This window comes from Glacieibacterium arshaanense (assembly GCF_004681125.1).
Classification (GTDB): domain Bacteria; phylum Pseudomonadota; class Alphaproteobacteria; order Sphingomonadales; family Sphingomonadaceae; genus Polymorphobacter_A; species Polymorphobacter_A arshaanense.
This window is the reverse complement of sequence record NZ_SIHO01000003.1, coordinates 229825-245592: the sequence shown is the minus strand read 5'-3', so window position 1 is coordinate 245592 and position 15768 is coordinate 229825. Positions and strand designations below refer to the sequence as shown.

Genomic DNA, 15768 nt, shown 5'->3' with positions numbered 1-15768 from the left:
GCTTGGGTTTGCCGTGCCCACACGCCGAGCCGCTCAGGCAGCTTCGCGCTGTTCCAGAATGTCGGCGAGCGTCTTGCTGTCGAGGATACTGGCGGTCGATTCGCGCACCGTCAGCATGACCTTGCGGATCGCGCAGGTGGCTTCGTCGAAACAGTCGGCGCACGGCTGGTAGGCGGTTACGCTGACGCATGGCACCAACGCCAGCGGGCCTTCGATCAGCCGGATGATCTCGCCGAAACTGATTTTCTGCGGCACCCGCGCCAAACGGTAGCCGCCTAGCTTGCCACGATAGCTTTCGACCAGCCCACCGTTGCGCAGTTCGAGCAGAATGGCTTCGAGAAACTTGCGCGGCAGCTTCTGGTCAGCGGCAATCGTGCTGATCGGCACCGGCGCGACACTTTCGGCGCGGGCCAGGAAGATCAGCGCGCGCAGCGCATAGCGAGAACGTTGGGTCAACATGATACGCCCGCGTATTGCACCGGCCGGGCCCTCAAAACAACCCCTTCCTACCACATAGGCGATTGACTTGCGCGACCATGCTGTCAAGCTTTCGGCAGGGGGAAATTCATGAACGAAACTGTTGCCACGACGCGCGGCGTACGACCGCCGGCGTTTGCTCTGCTCTACATGGCATGGGGGCTTTGCAGCGGCTTTCTGACCATCGCGCTGGGGTATGAACTGGCGCAGGCCGGGGTCAGCGTTGCGGCGATTGCCGGGCTGGTCGGGCTGTTCCTGTTCCCGCAATCCGCGAAGCTGCTGATCGGTCCGGTCATCGATGTCAGCCTGACCGTCAAGCATTGGTACTGGTTGGCGACCTTCGCCACGCTCGCGGCGCTCGCCGGCATTGCGGTGACCCCGCTGGTGACGGCGTCGATGCCGCTATTGTCGGCGCTCAGCCTGCTGCTGGGCATAGCCACGGCGGTGTCGGCAACTGCGACGACGGCGCTGATGGCGCAGACCAACCCGGTTAGCGAGCGCGGCGCAGTTGCGGGCTGGCAACAGGCCGGGCAACTCGGCGGCCAGGGAGTTGGCGGCGGCGCCGGGCTATGGCTGGCGCAGCACGGCGCCGGCGTCGAGGGTGCGGCACTGCTGATGGCGGCGATCATCCTGTTCGCAGCGCTGCCGATGCGGCGCGTGCGGCTGCCGGAGCGGCAGGCAGGACTCAGGCTCGGGACGCAGTTCGCCGCGCTCGGCCGGACGCTGCTGGAGATCTTGCGAACGCGCAAAGGCGCATTGGCGCTGATGCTGTCGATGACCCCGGTCGCGCTGGCAGCGTCAGCGAATTTGTGGAGCGCGGTTGCCGATGACTGGGGCGCGTCCGCCGATCTAGTGGCGCTGACCACCGGCGCACTCGGCGGCGTGGCCAGTATCCCCGGCGCTCTGTTCGGCGGCTATCTTGCCGACCGCTATCCGCGCCGTGCGGTATTCGTCGGCTGCAGCTTTGTCAGCGCCGTCGGGTTGCTGGTGATGGCACTGGCGCCGCACACGCCGGGTTGGTTCGGCACTATGGTGCTGGTCAATGCGATGCTGACCGGCGCGGCCTGGGCGGCGATCGGCGCGGTGTGCTTCGAATGCCTCGGCAGTGTCGGCGCTGCAACGATGGGTGCGACGTTTTCGAGCGCCGCCAACCTGCCGGTGCCGGTGGTGACGATGATCGTCGGCGCGGTACAGACGCGCTACGGCTCGACCAACATGCTGCTCGCCGAAGCGGGCATCGGCATCGTCGGGTTGGCGCTGGCATGCCTAGTGATCTGGCTGTCGCGGCCGGCGCCGGAGCGCAATCCCCACCCTGCAACTTGACATTCCGCGCCGTCACGTCCATATGCCGCACTGCGTAAGCGTGGCCAAGGTGCCGCTGCTCGAACGATGTGCGTGATCAGGCGAAACCGCCTCGACATCGTTCTCATGCGCACTCCCCACCCGGGCTGCCCTTATCATGCGGGTCGTCGAAAAGACCCCCCGCGACCTCCGCACCATTTCGGTGCAGGCGTCGCATGTGCATTTTGCACGCGACCAGAAAGTACCAAATTGACTCAATTTTCCGATTTCGGCCTCGCCGAACCGATTGCCAAGGCGCTTGCTGCCGAAGGCTATCACACCCCGACGCCGATTCAGGCGCAGGCTATCCCGTCCGTGATGACCGGTCGCGACCTGTGCGGCATCGCGCAGACGGGCACCGGCAAAACCGCGGCGTTCGCGCTGCCGACGCTGCACCGCCTGTCGCTGCAACCCAAGTCGCCGACGCGCGGCTCGGTGCGCTGCCTCGTGCTAGCGCCGACGCGTGAACTCGCCAGCCAGATCGCCGACAGCTTCCGCGCCTATGGCCGCTTCATGCGGCTATCGGTCAACGTCGTGTTCGGTGGCGTGCCGATCAACAAGCAGATTCGCGATGCCGGCCACGGCGTCGATATCATGGTGGCAACGCCGGGCCGGCTGATCGACCTCATCGACCGCGGTGCTGTCGACCTGCGCAAGGTCGAAGTGCTGGTGCTCGACGAAGCCGACCAGATGCTCGACCTCGGCTTCATCCATGCGCTGAAGCGCATCGTGCAGATCCTGCCGAAGGCGCGCCAGACTTTGTTCTTCTCGGCAACGATGCCGCGCACCATCGAAGACCTCGCCAGCCGCTTCCTGACCGATCCGGTCAAGGTGTCGGTCAAGCCGGCGGCGACCACCGCCGAGCGCGTCGAGCAATGGGTGTGCTTCGTCAACCAGTCCGAAAAGCCGGCGCTGCTGCAAAGCGTGCTGCGCGGTGAAGGCGTCGAACGTTCGCTGGTATTCACCCGCACCAAGCACGGCGCCGATCGCGTCGTCCGCCAGCTTGGCAATGCCGGCATCGTTGCCGAGGCGATCCACGGCAACAAGAGCCAGGGCCAGCGCGAGCGCGCACTCGATGCGTTCAAGCGCGGCAACTGCAAGGTGCTAGTCGCCACCGACATCGCCGCCCGCGGCATCGATGTCGACGGCGTCAGCCACGTCATAAACTATGAACTGCCGAACGTTCCCGAAAGCTATGTCCACCGCATCGGCCGCACCGCACGTGCCGGCGCCACCGGCCAGGCCATCGCGTTCTGCGCCGATGACGAGCGGCCGTTCCTGCGCGACATCGAAAAGCTGACGCGCATCAAGGTCGATATGCTGCCGCTGCCCGCCGATTTCCGTGCGCTGGTGTCGGCAACTGCCGCCCGCGAAAAGGCCGCACCTCCGCCGCCGCGTGAAGAACGCGATCCGCGCAGCATGGCCGGCCGCCGCCCCGGTGGCGGTGGTGGCCAGGGCAAGGGCCGCTACGGCAGCGCCAAGCCGGCGCGCGACCCGCGCGTGGTGGTGAACCCGATTCGCTCGCGCGGTCCGCGCTAAGCGCTTCGTCACATCGAAAAAGCGGGGCGCGCGACTTTACGTTGCGCGCCCCTTTTTTTTCATGGCTTGGCCGCCGGCTGAAATTGCGTGTGCAGCACCTCGCGTGCCGATTGCAGCGGTTCAGGGCTTAACTGGATGCCGCCGCTGACCGGGTTGTCGAGGTCGAGCGTCACCATGATCGACACCGTGGTCAGCACGAACAATATCGTCGAAGCGCTGCGGTGGCGCGTCCGCACATTCCCCATGATATAGCCGAGCGTGAACGCGGTGATCAGCGAATAGATGGTCAGCGCCTGCATGACCTCGGCAGGCACACGCGCGACACGCGACGAGCGCCTGTCGGCCTGCGTGTCGACGATCCGCGCCATCGGTTCGGCCACCAGCAATACCGTCGTCGAGCCGCGCTGGTCGGCGGTAGCGCGCAACATCGTCCGCCATAGATCGACATGCTTGTTCTTCGAGGCTTCGTCATAGGCGGCGATCTTGGCGCGGTCGCCACCGCTTTTGAAATAGCTCAACCGGATATCGACATATTCGCGCAACTGGTTGCCGAGTTCGTCGCGGCCGGGATTGTTGAGCAACTGTGACTGCAGATAGGTCTGCACGATGGCATTGGCTTCATCGACGACCAGCTGGCGCCGGTCCTCATAGCGGCCCTGCGCCATTTCGAAGGTGAAGGCGATCATCAGCGCCAACAGCCCGAGCGCGGCGGCGAGCACATGCATCTCCTCGCCGGCCTCGTGCTCGGCGCCGCTCTTGACCACCGAGCGGTGGTGCCAGAAGAATCCGAGCTCGCAGGCGATGAGTTGCAGGATCAGGAACCCGGTTCCCAATATCCATGACGGTGTGGTCTGGAGCATGTCTCCAAACCCATGAATCGGCATCATATTACGTGTTTTCCGGTGCTGGCGGGGCCTAGGCGCCGCGCGACTTGAGCAAGTCGCGGATCTCGGTCAGCAGCACGACGTCCTCGGGCGTGGCGGGCGCCGGCGGCGCTTCGGCGGGCTTTATGGCCTTGTTGGCGACGCGCACCAGCATGAAGATGACGAACGCCAGGATCAGGAAGTTGATCACCGCGGTCAGGAAGCTGCCGTAGCCGAGCAGCACGACGCCGGCCTTTTTGAGCGCGGCATAGTCATCGGGCGACCCCGCATAGGCGGCGGGAATGGCGCTTAGCCGAATGAAATTACTGCTGAAATCAATGCCGCCGGTGATCGCGCCGATGACCGGCATGATGATGTCGTCGGTCAGCGAGGCGACGATCTTGCCGAATGCCGCGCCGATGATGACCGCGACCGCGAGGTCGAGGACGTTGCCGCGCGAGATGAATGCCTTGAATTCCTGAATCATGTTGCCACCCCAGTTGTTTGCCGAGCCACGACTATCTATATTCGTTTCTGGCTCGCAGTAAATGCAATCAACGGTCGTTTCCGGTGCGCCGGACGAACAGGGAGAAGTCGGACGATGTCGATATTTGCCACCCGCACCGCACGCATCGCCGTGCCATTGGCTCTGACGCTCGCGCTTGCCGGTTGCGGCGTCAACACCATCCCGACCAAGGAAGAAGCCGCCAAGGCCGCGTGGGCACAGGTTGAAAACCAGTACCAGCGCCGCGCCGACCTTATCCCCAACCTTGTCGCCACCGTGCAGGGCGCGGCGAAGCAGGAACAGGCGACGCTGACCGCAGTCATCGATGCGCGCGCTAAGGCGACGCAGGTCACCGTCGATCCGACGAAGCTCAGCGACCCGGCAGTTATGGAGCAATATCAGGCCGCGCAAGGCAATCTGTCGAGCGCGCTTGGCCGCTTGCTGGTCAGCGTCGAAAAGTACCCCGAGCTGAAGTCGAACGAGGGCTTCTTGCAGCTGCAGTCGCAGCTCGAGGGCACCGAAAACCGCATCACCATCGCGCGGCAGGACTATAACACCGCGGTGCAGGATTATAACACGACGATCCGCACTTTCCCCGACATGATCGGCGCCAAGGTCATCTATGGCTCGAAGCCGCTGCAGCCGTTCAAGGCGACCACGGTCAACGCCGAAGTCGCCCCGAAAGTGAGCTTTGACACCCCAGCCAAATAGTCCCGTCGGTTTCGGGCAGGCTACGCCCGCCGCAACACCTTGGCGTGCGGCGGGGCTGATGCTGTGCGTGCTGTTGCTGTGGCTGATGTCGAGCATTGCGCTGGCGGCACCGACGTTTCCGAAACTGACCGGGCGCGTCGTTGACGACGCGCAGGTGTTGCCGCCCGAGGTCGAGGCGGCCCTGACGCAGAAGCTCGCCGCGCTCGAAGCCGCCAATGGCACCCAGCTGGTCGTGGTGACGCTGCCCGACCTCAAGGGCTATGACATCGGCGACTATGGCTACCAGCTCGGCCGCGCCTGGGGCATCGGCCAGAAGGGCACCAACAATGGTGCGTTGCTGATCGTCGCGCCGACCGACCGCAAGGTCCGCATCGAGGTCGGCTACGGGCTTGAACCGGTGCTCACCGACGCACTGACCAACCGCATCATCCGCAACGACATCATTCCGCAGTTCAAGGCCGGCAACATTCCCGCCGGCGTTGTCGCGGGCACCGATGCGCTGATCGCGCAACTGCAATTGCCACCAGAGGCCGCCAAGGCCGCAGCGGCGAAGGCCGGTGCCGCTGCGCCTGCCGACGCCGGTTTCTCGCCGGTGGCACTGTTCTGGCTCGCGCTGATCATCCTGTGGATTTTTGTCGCCATCAAGCGTTCGAAGCGCGGCCGCCGCATGGGCGGTGTGCCACCGGTCGTCATCTGGGGCCCAGGCACCGGCGGCTGGGGCCGTGACAATGGCCGCAGCAACGGCTGGGGCGGCGGCGGTTTCGGTGGCGGTGGCGGCTGGGGCGGTGGCGGCGGTTTTGGCGGCGGTGGCGGCGGCTTCGGCGGCGGCGGTTCGTCGGGGAGCTGGTAATGCCGTTTTCAGATGTCGAACGCGCGGCCATCGCCAGCGCCATTGCCCAGGCCGAGCTCAAGACCAGCGGCGAAATCGTCTGCATCGTCGATGAAAAGCCGCATCGCTACATCGGCACGACTTTGACGGTGGCGGCGCTGCTCGCGTTCGTGCTGCCGCTGGCCGCGGTGCTGCTTGGCGCCGATCCGGCGCGGCTGATCCCGCTTGATGTGTGGAGCACCGACGACCTGCGGCTCGACATGGTGCGCGGCTTCGAAGCCTATGCGCTTGTGCAGCTGCTGATATTTCTGGGGCTGGCGGCTTTGCTGTGGTGGACCCGCCTCGGCGCCTGGCTGACCCCGACACCGATCAAACGCGATCGTGTGCATCATCAGGCACTGGCGCAGTTCCGGGCGCGCGGCCTTGAACGTACCCGCGACCGCACCGGCGTGCTGATCTTCGCCTGCATGGCCGACCGTATTGCCGAAGTCGTTGCCGATGCGGCTATCTACGAACGCGTCGAGCCCGAATTCTGGGGCAGCACCATCGTTGCACTGCTCGACGGCATCAAGGCCGGCCGCACCGCCGACGGGCTTGTCGCCGCCGTCGGCCACGCCGGTGGGGCGCTTGCCGCGCATTTCCCACCGCGCGCCGACGACAGTGACGAGCTACCGAACCATCTGATCGAGCTTTAGGCCGCACGGCCCTTTTTGAGCGCCGCAGCGGTTTCGGCAATGTGCTTGCCCTGGAAGCGCGCACCGTTGAGGTCGACCTTGCTGGGCTGACGCGAGCCGTCACCGCCGGCAATGGTCGTGGCGCCATAAGGCGAACCGCCGACGATTTCGGCGAGCGACATCTGTTCCTGGAAGCTGTACGGCAGTCCGGCAATCAACAGGCCGTGGTGCATCAGCACGTTGATCGTCGCCAGCAGCGTCGATTCCTGCCCGCCATGCTGTGTCGCGGTCGAGGTAAAGACGCCGCCGACCTTGCCGATCAGCTTGCCCTGGAACCACAGCGCGCCGGTCTGGTCGAGGAAGTTCTTCATCTGCGCCGCCATGTTGCCGAAGCGGGTCGGCGTACCAATGATGATCGCGTCATAGTCGGCGAGTTCGTCGACGGTGGCGACAGGCGCGGCCTGATCGGTCTTGAAATGCGACGCGGCTGCGACTTCGGCCGGCACGATTTCGGGTACACGCTTGACCGTCGCGCTGACGCCGTCGACGCTGGCGGCACCTTCGGCGACGGCGTGCGCCATCGTTTCGATATGGCCGTAGCTGGAATAGTAGAGCACGAGAACTTTGGTCATTTACAGTCTCCTGATAGGGTTTCCACGATTTATGCGTTGCAGTGATTGCGACAAAGAGACTTGCACGCGAATATTCTTTGCGTAATTTGCAACAATGACGGGCCGGTTCGAAGATATGGAAGCGTTCGTGGCGGTGGCGGGCGCGGGCAGCTTCACTGCTGCCGCCGCGCGGCTTGGTGGCTCGACATCGCAACTGTCACGACGCGTTACCGAACTTGAAACGCGGCTCGGCGCGCGTTTGTTCCATCGCACGACACGCACGCTGGCGCTGACTGAGGCGGGTGCGGCCTATCTCGAAGCGGCAACACGGTTGCTCGACGATGCCCGCGCCGCCGAGGAAGCGGTGGCCGGCCTGCGCGGCGCTTTGACCGGCACCATCAGGCTGTCGGCGCCATTGGCATTCGGCACCGGCCATCTGGCGCCAGTCCTTTACGACTTCATGGCGCGGCACCCGGCGCTCAATATCGATCTGCTGCTCGATGACCGCAGCGTCGACCTCGTCGGCGAAGGTGTCGACCTTGGCCTGCGGGTCAGCGTGACGATGGCCGATTCGGGATTGATCTCGCGGGTGTTGCGGCCGGTCACGCGCGTTATCGTCGGCAGTCCGGCGTATCTAGATGCGCATGGCCGCCCCGACCGGCCTGAGGCGCTGACCGCGCACCCCTGCCTGCTGTACCGCAACCTGCCCGTGGCCGACCAATGGCGTTTCGCCACGCCCGACGGCTTCCGGCAGTTTCGCGGCCCCGAACGCCTGCGCGCCGACAATGGCACGGTGATGCTCGGCGCTGCCATCGCAGGGCTGGGACTCGCAGAACTCCCCGATTTCATCGTCAGCAAGGCGCTCGCCGATGGTCACCTCGAACTACTGCTGCCCGATCATTGCCTGCAGACCTCGGCGCTGCGGCTGGTCTATCCGCCGGCCGGGCGACTGTCAGCAAAGGTTCGGGCGCTCGCCGATTTCCTGGCCGAGCGCTTTGCGGTACCGGCGGCCTTATGACGCGCGGCCATAATCTCAAGCCGATGCTGATCGGCGCCGGTGGTCTGGCATTCCTTTGCGCGATGGATGCGGTCATCAAATATCTCAACCGCGATCATGCGGTGCTGATTGTGGTGATCGGTCGCTATCTGCTCGGCACCGCGCTAGCAATGGTGGTATGGTGGGGCGCCGGTCGCCCGCGGCTGACGCGCGAGATGTGGCCGGCGCATCTGCTGCGCGGCGCGATGATCGCGGCGTCAGCGTTCCTGTTCTATTGGTCGCTGACGGTGCTGACGCTCGCCGAAGCGATCACGCTGTCGTTCACCGCGCCGCTGCTGACCCCACCGCTCGCCTGGGCGATGCTCGGCGAAAAGATGCGCTGGCAGAACTTCGCCGCCGGCATACTCGGCTTCATCGGCGTGCTGGTCGCGGTGCAGGGTGCCGACATCCGCGGCGAGACACGCTTGCTCGGACTCGCTGCCGTCAGCGGTGCGGCGCTGACCTATGCCGTGGCGCTGGTGTTGCTGCGCGCGCGTGCCGCCGCCGACGGCTCGGTAGTGGTGACGCTGATGGGTGCGATGGTGCCGCTGCTGATGTTGACGCCGGCGCTGGTGTTCCTGCCGCCCGAACTGCGCGTCATGCCGGCACTTACGGCGCTGCCATGGTTCGTGCTGCTCGGCCTGCTCGGAAACCTCGGCGTCCAGCTGCTCAGCCGCGCCTATGCCCGCGCCGACGCCCAGACGCTGGCGCCGATCGAATTCACCGCGCTGCCTTGGGCGGCGCTGTTCGGCTGGGCGTTCTTCGGTGAAGGCGTCGCGCCGGCAATCTGGCTCGGCGGCGGCATCATCGCCGCCGCCTGCCTGTGGTCATCACGCGCCGCTGCGCCGGCGCATTGAAACAAGGGCCTCGGGCGGTGCAGGGACTAGTCCCTACACTCCAAAGTATGCGGGCGCACTAATCGGATGCAGGGCCAAGGACCTGCCCGCCGGAGGCTCTTAACTAGGCTGCCGCGCTCGGGCGCGCCTTGACGCGTTCGAACCACGCCTTGACCCACTTCGCCTCGTCGGGGATCGGCTGGCCAACTTCAGCGCCGAATGCCATGAATGCGAACAGCAGGATGTCGGCGAGTGTGAAACGGTCGCCGCAGACGAACTGGCGGCCGTCGAGTTCCTTGTCGAGCCACAGCAACTTGTGGCGCGCCAGCGCCTTGAGTTCTTCGGCGGCTTCGGGGCTGACCAGCTTCATGCGTGGTTCGAACAGTCCGCGGCCTTGCGATGCGCGGAAGCCGTTGGTCATCGGTTCGAGGATGCCGAGGTCGATGCGGCGCGTCCACATACGCGTTTCGGCGCGCTCCTCGGGGGTTGAGCCGATCAGCGCCGGGGTCGGGTGCAGTTCTTCGAGATAGTCGGCGATGACGGTGATTTCGGCGATGAACTTGCCGGTGTCGAGTTCGAGCGCCGGCGTGGTGCCGGTCGGGTTGCGCGCCATATGCGCCGGCTGGCGGTTTTCACCGGCGAGCAGATCGACGCTGACGGTCGGCAGGGTCAGGCCCTTTTCGGCTGCGAACATGCGTACGACGTGTGGGTTGGGGCCGATCGAGTTGTAGAATTTCATGTCAGTCTCTCCCAAGGTTTGATCACAGTTAGGGGGCGCGCGCGCAGCGCGTCAAGCCGCAGGTCGCAATCATGACTTGGCAAACCGCGCACCGCGCGCCTAGCAGGGGCTATGACTGAACCTTCGATCCCGCGCCGCGACTTTGCGCTGCTGTTCACCGTGCTGCTGGTCGTGGCAGCGGGCAACACCGCGCTGCAGTCGGTGCTGCCGGCGATAGCGCGCGAAATCCACATCCCCGACATGCTGGTCGCGATCATCTTCTCGTTCTCGGCGCTGCTGTGGACGTTTTCGGCGCCCTATTGGGCGCGTCAGTCGGACATCCGCGGCCGCAAGCGGCTGATGCTGATCGGTGTTGCCGGGTTCGGCGTGTCGATGCTCGGCTGCGCCTTTGTCATCCTCGCCGGGTTGAAGGGCCTGCTGATTCCGGTCGTCACCTTTGCACTGTTCGCCGGTTTGCGCAGCCTGTTCGGCATCTTCGGTTCGGCCGCCAATCCGGCGAGCCAGGCCTATGTCGCAGCGCGCACCGAGGCGCACGAACGCACCACTGCGCTGGCTACATTGAGCTCGGCGTTCGGGCTCGGCACCATTCTCGGGCCGGCGGTGGCGCCGTTCTTCGTGCTCGGAATTTTTGGGTTGTCGGGGCCGCTGTTCGCTTTTGCCGCGATAGCGCTGGTCGTACTTGTGACCGTGCGGCGGTTGTTGCCCGACGACGACCCGACGAACGCGCCGATGGTCGATCCCGGCGGCATCCACCACGGCGCCTTGTCGAGCATGCCGACAATCGGCGGCTCTGGCACCGGCGCCAGCGCTGTGGCGGCCGATATCGGGCGCCGCGCCGCGCTGTCATGGCGCGACCGCCGCATCTTTCCGCTGATGGCGTTTGGCTTTGCGATGGGCAGCATCCAGGCGGCGACCGGTCAGGCGCTGGGATTCCTGATCATCGACCGGCTCGGCGGCAATGCAGCGGAAGCGCAGAAGTTCATCGGCATCGCGCTGATGGCCGGTGCCGGCGCGACGCTGCTGGCGCAATGGGGGCTGATCCGCATGCTGCGCATGTCGCCGGGCACGTTGATGCGCTGGGGTGCCGGCCTCGCGGCGCTGGGCACCTTCGGCATTGCCATGTCGAGCGACTATCACGGTATTGTCGTGGCGTTCGCGCTGACCAGTCTTGGCTACGGCTTTGCACGGCCGGGGTTCACCGCAGGCTCGTCATTGCTGGTCGAGCCGCATGAACAGGGCGCGGTCGCGGGTGCGGTCACCTCGGTCAACGGCGCCTGCTTCGTGCTGGCGCCGGCTGTCGGCATCGGGCTTTACCAGCTCGCGCCGTCGCTCCCCTATTGGATCGGCGCGGCGCTGCTCGTCGGTGCGCTGGCGTATACGTTGCTTAACCCGGTGATGCGGCGCGACTGGGACGTTATGACCGATGCGCAAGACGACAGCCTGACGCCCTAGGCAAAACGCCGGCGGCTCGGCATAAGCACCATAAAATCCAACCGACTCTGGGGAGTGTCGATGACCACCAACTGGCCTGCCATGTCGATTGCCGAGGCGCATGCGCTGCTCACCGCGCCGGGAATGCCGCTTGAAATGGAAACCGTGGTCATTCGCGGCCGCCCGACGCGGACGTGGAAGAACGCACCGCCGACGCTGCGCGACGTGTTCATCGCCGGCCGGGCGCACGACGACAAGATTTTTCTGGTGCACGAGGACGAGCGCGTCAGCTTCGAAGCCTTCGCGCGCGCGACGCTCAGGCTGGCGGCGCAATTGCAGGCCGACGGCGTCGTCAAGGGCGACCGCGTCGCGGTGGTAATGCGCAACCTGCCCGAATGGCCGGTGGCGTTCTTTGCGGCCACGCTGTGCGGCGCGATCGTCACACCGCTCAATGCGTGGTGGACGGGTGCCGAGCTTGAATACGGCTTGTCCGACTCAGGCACCAAAGTGCTGCTTGTCGACGCCGAACGACTAGCGCGGCTGACCGAGCACCTGCCCAATTGCCCGAGCCTCGAACGCATCTATGTGACGCGCACCGGAGATGATTTCGGGCCCGAAGGCGGCAATCCGCTGATCCAGCGGCTCGACAGCGTCATAGGCGCGCCTGACAGCTGGGGCGGGTTGCCAGCGGGCGGGCTGCCCGATGTCGCGATCGAGCCCGAAGACGATGCGACGATTTTCTACACCAGCGGCACCACCGGCAAGCCCAAGGGCGCGCTCGGCACGCATCGCAACATCGTCTCGAACATCATGGCGAGCGCCTCGTCGGCGGCGCGTTCGTATCTGCGCCGCGGCGAAACCCCGCCCGAGCCCGACCCCGGCGCGCCGCAGAAGGGCACGTTGATCAGCGTGCCGTTCTTCCACGCCACTGGCTGCCACGCCATCCTGTCGCCGTCACTGTTCGCCGGCGCCAAGCTGGTGATGATGCGCAAATGGGACGTGCCGCGCGCGATGGAGCTGATCGAGCGCGAGCGCATCACCGGTGCCGGCGGCGTGCCGACGATCGCCTGGCAGATCATAGAACACCCCGACCGCGCCAAATATGACCTGTCGAGCCTTGAGAGCGTTTCCTATGGTGGCGCGCCATCGGCACCCGAACTGGTGCGCCAGATTAAGGCGAACTGGCCCAAGGCGCTGCCCGGCAATGGCTGGGGCATGACCGAGACCAGCGCGACCTTTACGCACCATCAGGCCGAAGATTACGAGAACCGCCCCGAAAGCTGCGGCCCGGCGGTCGCGGTATGCGACCTGCGCGTCACCGACCCCGACGGCAAAGTCCTGCCGCCAAATTCGGTCGGCGAAATCTGGGGCTTCGGGCCCAACGTGGTGAAGGGCTATTGGAACAAGCCCGAAGCCAGCGCCGCGACATTCGTCGACGGATGGGTGCGCACCGGCGATATTGGCCGCATCGATGACGAAGGATTCCTGTTCATCATGGACCGCGCCAAGGACATGCTGATCCGCGGCGGCGAGAACATCTATTGCGTCGAAGTCGAAGCGGCGCTGTACGAGCACCCCGCTGTCATGGACGCCGCCATCGTCGCACGGCCGCACCACAGCCTCGGCGAGGAACCTGCCGCGGTCGTCACACTCAAGACCGGCGCGACTGCCGACGCCGAAGAGTTGCGCGCCTTCGTCGCCGCACGATTGGCGGCGTTCAAGGTGCCGGTAGAGGTGCGCTTCTGGGACGGCCCGCTGCCGCGCAACGCCAACGGCAAGATTTTGAAGACCGAGCTCAAGGCGCTGTTCGCGACCGCCGCCTAGGCGCTGCGCGCCACCAGTGCCGCGAGCCGGTTGATGTCGGCGACATAATCCGCCTCGCGGCCGCCGGCGTGCTTGAGGCCGTCAGCGGCCTTGGTGACCATGCGCGCTAGCGCGGGCGCGTCGCCGGCGCCGGCGGCGGACAGGCGTTCGATCAGCAGGGCGCGAAAGCGCGCTTCGATGTCGGCGTGCAGGTCCATCGTCAGCGCGGTGCCTTCGCTGAGAATTTCGGCACCGTGCGGCGAGGCGGCGAGCAAGCGGAACAGCCCGAGGTCTTTGGCCAGCAACGCCGCCGCCAACCCCTGCCCGACCGGCGTGCCCGGCGGCCATGCCGCCACAGCAGCGGCGAAACTGGCTTCGAGCATCGCGCCGGCCAAGTCGGCAAACACTGCCGCCTTGTTGGGATGCAGCAGATAGAGCGCCGGCCGCGACATGCCTGCGGCGGCCGCGAGGTCGGCCATCGAGGTGCGGCGGAAGCCGTAGCGCGCGAACACATCGAGCGCGGCTTCGCGGACGCGGGCGCGGCGCTGGGCATCAGGGGTCAATTCAATGTTTGACATATTAGACATGATTTGTCAGTTTGTATCCAGTTCATCGCGCCGCGCCTAGCGGTTTCATCGCACTCATTCACCGGAGCAACACAAATGGCAAGCAAGGGTCGGGTCCTCGTCACCGGAGCGTCGGGCTATATCGCCGGCTTCGCCATCCAGCAGCTGCTGCGCGACGGCTGGAGCGTGCGCGGCACCGTGCGCAACCCCGCCAAGAGCGCTGGCCTGCACAAGACGCTGGGGATCAACGTCGATCAGCTCGAACTCGTTGCCGCCGACTTATCGCATGATGCCGGCTGGGCCGATGCCGCCAAGGGCGTCGATTATGTCCTGCACATTGCGTCGCCGATCCCCGCCGCCAATCCCAAGCACGATGACGAAATCGTCGTGCCCGCGCGCGAAGGCACGCTGCGCGTGCTGCGCGCGGCGCGCGATGCCGGCGTCAAACGTGTCGTGATGACGTCGTCGACCGCAGCCATCTGCTACGGCATGGACGGCGCGCGGCAGGTCTTCACCGAAGCCGACTGGACCAACCCCGCGCATCCCGACACTTATGCCTATGTGCGCTCAAAGGTCATCGCCGAACGTGCGGCACGTGATTTCATGGCGCGCGAGGGCGGCGCGCTTGAATTTGCCACGATCAACCCCGGCGCCGTGCTCGGGCCGGTGCTCGGCAATGACTATTCGGCCTCGCTCGAAATCATCTCGAAGCTGATGAACGGCGAACTGCCGGGCCTGCCCAACTTCGGCTTCGCCATTGTCGATGTCCGCGATATCGCCGACGCGCATGTCCGCGCCATGACCGCGCCGGGCATGAACGGCGAACGCTTCCTGTGCGCGGGCGAATTCCTGTGGATGAAGGACATTGCTGCGATCCTGAAGGACCGGCTCGGTCAACAGGCCAAGCGCGTGCCGACGCGCGGCCTGCCGGACTTCCTGTTGCGCCTCGTCGGCAAGTTCGACAAGACCGTCGGCATGGTGCTGCCCGAACTCGGCAAGGCGCGCATCTGCGACGCCAGCCACGCCAAGGCCATACTCGGCTGGGTACCGCGCCCGGCAGCGGACTCGATCGTCGATTGCGCGAACAGCATGATCGCGCACGGGCTGATCATAAGCTGAGTTACTTGGCGCGCTTGACCGAGATGATCTTGACCGGATCGGCGAGCATCTGACCCTTCATAACGCCGGCGCCGAGCGTTGGGGACGTCGGCAAATGCTGGATCTTTTTGACCAGGTCCATGCCTTCGACAACGTGGCCGAATACGGCAAAGCCCTGATTGTCACCGCTGGCAGCAGGATTGGCATCGAGACCTGTCATCGCGCCGATCGCGATGAAAAAATCGCCGGTTGCGGAGCCGGGGGTCGAGCGCGCCATCGAAATCGCGCCGTCGTCGTGCGTCAGGCCGGTCTTCGCTGTCGATTCGTGCGCGACGGGGGCCAGCGCGCGCTTGGGGTTGCCTGAAATGCCACCCTGGATCAGCCCGTATTGCCCGTCCTTGCCGAGCTTCATGGCGCGGTAGATGGTGGTGCCGTCGTAGCGCTTCTGATCGACATAGCGCAGGAAGTTCGCTGCGGTCGCCGGCGCGCGTTCGGTTTCGAGCGCGATGACGATGGTGCCGGCGCTGGTTGTCATCACGACATTGGTGGTAGCGGGCTTGCGCACCGGTGGTGCGGGCGGCGCAATAGCCGACGGCGCGGCCGGTGTAGCAACATCGATGGCGGGTGTAGCAGCAACGGTCGACGGTGGCGGCGGTGTTTGCGCCGCCAGCGGCGCAGCGGCCCAAAGCATTATGAGCGCGGCGGCCAG

General features: G+C 65.6%; 17 protein-coding genes. 10 read left to right on the top strand and 7 right to left on the bottom strand.

Annotated elements, in window-relative coordinates; all coding sequences use genetic code 11:
* Nucleotides 1–33: 33 nt before the first annotated feature.
* Entirely contained in the window at nucleotides 34–459 is a 426-nt protein-coding gene (locus tag EUV02_RS13160; RefSeq protein WP_135246751.1) for an RrF2 family transcriptional regulator, read from the bottom strand.
* 108 nt (nucleotides 460–567) lie between these two features.
* On the opposite strand from EUV02_RS13160, the gene EUV02_RS13155 reads away from it, so the two are divergent.
* Both EUV02_RS13155 and EUV02_RS13150 read left to right on the top strand, forming a co-directional pair.
* Nucleotides 568–1800, top strand: coding sequence for an MFS transporter (locus EUV02_RS13155; protein ID WP_135246750.1), 1233 nt, complete (start codon nucleotides 568–570; stop codon nucleotides 1798–1800).
* 228 nt (nucleotides 1801–2028) lie between these two features.
* Entirely contained in the window at nucleotides 2029–3357 is a 1329-nt protein-coding gene (locus EUV02_RS13150) for a DEAD/DEAH box helicase (RefSeq protein WP_135246749.1), read from the top strand.
* A gap of 59 nt (nucleotides 3358–3416) precedes the next feature.
* Here EUV02_RS13150 and EUV02_RS13145 read toward each other — a convergent pair whose 3' ends face one another.
* Both EUV02_RS13145 and mscL read right to left on the bottom strand, forming a co-directional pair.
* The gene (locus EUV02_RS13145; protein ID WP_166430626.1) at nucleotides 3417–4217 is read right to left on the bottom strand and encodes a bestrophin-like domain; all 801 of its coding nucleotides are present in this window, start codon (nucleotides 4215–4217) and stop codon (nucleotides 3417–3419) included.
* A gap of 55 nt (nucleotides 4218–4272) precedes the next feature.
* On the bottom strand, nucleotides 4273–4707 hold the full coding sequence (mscL, locus tag EUV02_RS13140; RefSeq protein ID WP_135246747.1) for a large conductance mechanosensitive channel protein MscL: 435 nt from the start codon (nucleotides 4705–4707) through the stop codon (nucleotides 4273–4275).
* A gap of 114 nt (nucleotides 4708–4821) precedes the next feature.
* Here mscL and EUV02_RS13135 point away from each other — a divergent pair, with 114 nt between their 5' ends.
* Genes EUV02_RS13135 through EUV02_RS13125 form a run of 3 tightly spaced genes read left to right on the top strand, consistent with a single transcriptional unit; the run spans nucleotide 4822 to nucleotide 6960 of the window.
* A complete protein-coding gene (locus EUV02_RS13135; protein WP_135246746.1) occupies nucleotides 4822–5436 on the top strand; it encodes a LemA family protein in 615 nt (204 codons plus the stop codon).
* Between the two features lie 58 nt (nucleotides 5437–5494).
* On the top strand, nucleotides 5495–6286 hold the full coding sequence (locus EUV02_RS13130; RefSeq protein WP_135246745.1) for a TPM domain-containing protein: 792 nt from the start codon (nucleotides 5495–5497) through the stop codon (nucleotides 6284–6286).
* Nucleotides 6286–6960: a TPM domain-containing protein gene (locus EUV02_RS13125; RefSeq protein WP_135246744.1), complete on the top strand. Its 675-nt coding sequence runs from the start codon at nucleotides 6286–6288 to the stop codon at nucleotides 6958–6960. The genes EUV02_RS13130 and EUV02_RS13125 overlap by 1 nt, the downstream gene beginning before the upstream one ends.
* On the opposite strand, the gene wrbA is transcribed toward EUV02_RS13125, so the two are convergent.
* A complete protein-coding gene (gene wrbA, locus EUV02_RS13120) occupies nucleotides 6957–7571 on the bottom strand; it encodes an NAD(P)H:quinone oxidoreductase (RefSeq protein ID WP_135246743.1) in 615 nt (204 codons plus the stop codon). The genes EUV02_RS13125 and wrbA overlap by 4 nt on opposite strands.
* A 94-nt stretch (nucleotides 7572–7665) precedes the next feature.
* Between wrbA and EUV02_RS13115 the strand changes: the two genes are divergently transcribed.
* Together EUV02_RS13115 and EUV02_RS13110 are read left to right on the top strand one after the other, a co-directional pair.
* Nucleotides 7666–8568 (top strand): LysR family transcriptional regulator, encoded by a 903-nt coding sequence (locus tag EUV02_RS13115; RefSeq protein ID WP_135246742.1) that lies wholly within the window; start codon nucleotides 7666–7668, stop codon nucleotides 8566–8568.
* The gene (locus EUV02_RS13110; protein WP_135246741.1) at nucleotides 8565–9443 is read left to right on the top strand and encodes a DMT family transporter; all 879 of its coding nucleotides are present in this window, start codon (nucleotides 8565–8567) and stop codon (nucleotides 9441–9443) included. The genes EUV02_RS13115 and EUV02_RS13110 overlap by 4 nt, the downstream gene beginning before the upstream one ends.
* A 103-nt stretch (nucleotides 9444–9546) precedes the next feature.
* Here EUV02_RS13110 and EUV02_RS13105 read toward each other — a convergent pair whose 3' ends face one another.
* Nucleotides 9547–10161 (bottom strand): glutathione S-transferase family protein, encoded by a 615-nt coding sequence (locus EUV02_RS13105; protein WP_135246740.1) that lies wholly within the window; start codon nucleotides 10159–10161, stop codon nucleotides 9547–9549.
* Between the two features lie 111 nt (nucleotides 10162–10272).
* Between EUV02_RS13105 and EUV02_RS13100 the strand changes: the two genes are divergently transcribed.
* Together EUV02_RS13100 and EUV02_RS13095 are read left to right on the top strand one after the other, a co-directional pair.
* Nucleotides 10273–11613: an MFS transporter gene (locus tag EUV02_RS13100; RefSeq protein WP_135246739.1), complete on the top strand. Its 1341-nt coding sequence runs from the start codon at nucleotides 10273–10275 to the stop codon at nucleotides 11611–11613.
* A gap of 60 nt (nucleotides 11614–11673) precedes the next feature.
* Nucleotides 11674–13416, top strand: coding sequence for a class I adenylate-forming enzyme family protein (locus EUV02_RS13095; protein ID WP_135246738.1), 1743 nt, complete (start codon nucleotides 11674–11676; stop codon nucleotides 13414–13416).
* Here the strand turns inward: EUV02_RS13095 and EUV02_RS13090 are convergent.
* Complete coding sequence (locus EUV02_RS13090; RefSeq protein WP_207790188.1) at nucleotides 13413–13973, bottom strand: TetR/AcrR family transcriptional regulator; 561 nt, start codon at nucleotides 13971–13973, stop codon at nucleotides 13413–13415. The two genes, EUV02_RS13095 and EUV02_RS13090, sit on opposite strands and share 4 nt — an antisense overlap.
* Nucleotides 13974–14057: 84 nt before the next feature.
* On the opposite strand from EUV02_RS13090, the gene EUV02_RS13085 reads away from it, so the two are divergent.
* Nucleotides 14058–15080, top strand: coding sequence for an SDR family oxidoreductase (locus EUV02_RS13085; RefSeq protein WP_135246736.1), 1023 nt, complete (start codon nucleotides 14058–14060; stop codon nucleotides 15078–15080).
* 1 nt (nucleotide 15081) lies between these two features.
* Here EUV02_RS13085 and EUV02_RS13080 read toward each other — a convergent pair whose 3' ends face one another.
* Nucleotides 15082–15750 carry a peptidylprolyl isomerase gene (locus EUV02_RS13080; RefSeq protein ID WP_135246735.1) on the bottom strand — a complete coding sequence of 223 codons (669 nt, stop codon included), beginning with the start codon at nucleotides 15748–15750 and terminating at the stop codon, nucleotides 15082–15084.
* Nucleotides 15751–15768 lie beyond the last annotated feature (18 nt).

Bases quoted from the DNA above. Each gene is read 5' to 3' on its own strand.
- EUV02_RS13160 (WP_135246751.1), bottom strand. From the start codon at position 459: ATGTTGACCCAACGTTCTCGCTATGCGCTGCGCGCGCTGATCTTCCTG.
- EUV02_RS13155 (WP_135246750.1), top strand. From the start codon at position 568: ATGAACGAAACTGTTGCCACGACGCGCGGCGTACGACCGCCGGCGTTT.
- EUV02_RS13145 (WP_166430626.1), bottom strand. From the start codon at position 4,217: ATGCTCCAGACCACACCGTCATGGATATTGGGAACCGGGTTCCTGATC.
- mscL (WP_135246747.1), bottom strand. From the start codon at position 4,707: ATGATTCAGGAATTCAAGGCATTCATCTCGCGCGGCAACGTCCTCGAC.
- EUV02_RS13135 (WP_135246746.1), top strand. From the start codon at position 4,822: ATGTCGATATTTGCCACCCGCACCGCACGCATCGCCGTGCCATTGGCT.
- EUV02_RS13130 (WP_135246745.1), top strand. From the start codon at position 5,495: ATGCTGTGCGTGCTGTTGCTGTGGCTGATGTCGAGCATTGCGCTGGCG.
- EUV02_RS13125 (WP_135246744.1), top strand. From the start codon at position 6,286: ATGCCGTTTTCAGATGTCGAACGCGCGGCCATCGCCAGCGCCATTGCC.
- wrbA (WP_135246743.1), bottom strand. From the start codon at position 7,571: ATGACCAAAGTTCTCGTGCTCTACTATTCCAGCTACGGCCATATCGAA.
- EUV02_RS13115 (WP_135246742.1), top strand. From the start codon at position 7,666: ATGACGGGCCGGTTCGAAGATATGGAAGCGTTCGTGGCGGTGGCGGGC.
- EUV02_RS13110 (WP_135246741.1), top strand. From the start codon at position 8,565: ATGACGCGCGGCCATAATCTCAAGCCGATGCTGATCGGCGCCGGTGGT.
- EUV02_RS13105 (WP_135246740.1), bottom strand. From the start codon at position 10,161: ATGAAATTCTACAACTCGATCGGCCCCAACCCACACGTCGTACGCATG.
- EUV02_RS13100 (WP_135246739.1), top strand. From the start codon at position 10,273: ATGACTGAACCTTCGATCCCGCGCCGCGACTTTGCGCTGCTGTTCACC.
- EUV02_RS13095 (WP_135246738.1), top strand. From the start codon at position 11,674: ATGACCACCAACTGGCCTGCCATGTCGATTGCCGAGGCGCATGCGCTG.
- EUV02_RS13090 (WP_207790188.1), bottom strand. From the start codon at position 13,973: ATGTCAAACATTGAATTGACCCCTGATGCCCAGCGCCGCGCCCGCGTC.
- EUV02_RS13085 (WP_135246736.1), top strand. From the start codon at position 14,058: ATGGCAAGCAAGGGTCGGGTCCTCGTCACCGGAGCGTCGGGCTATATC.
- EUV02_RS13080 (WP_135246735.1), bottom strand. From the start codon at position 15,750: ATGCTTTGGGCCGCTGCGCCGCTGGCGGCGCAAACACCGCCGCCACCG.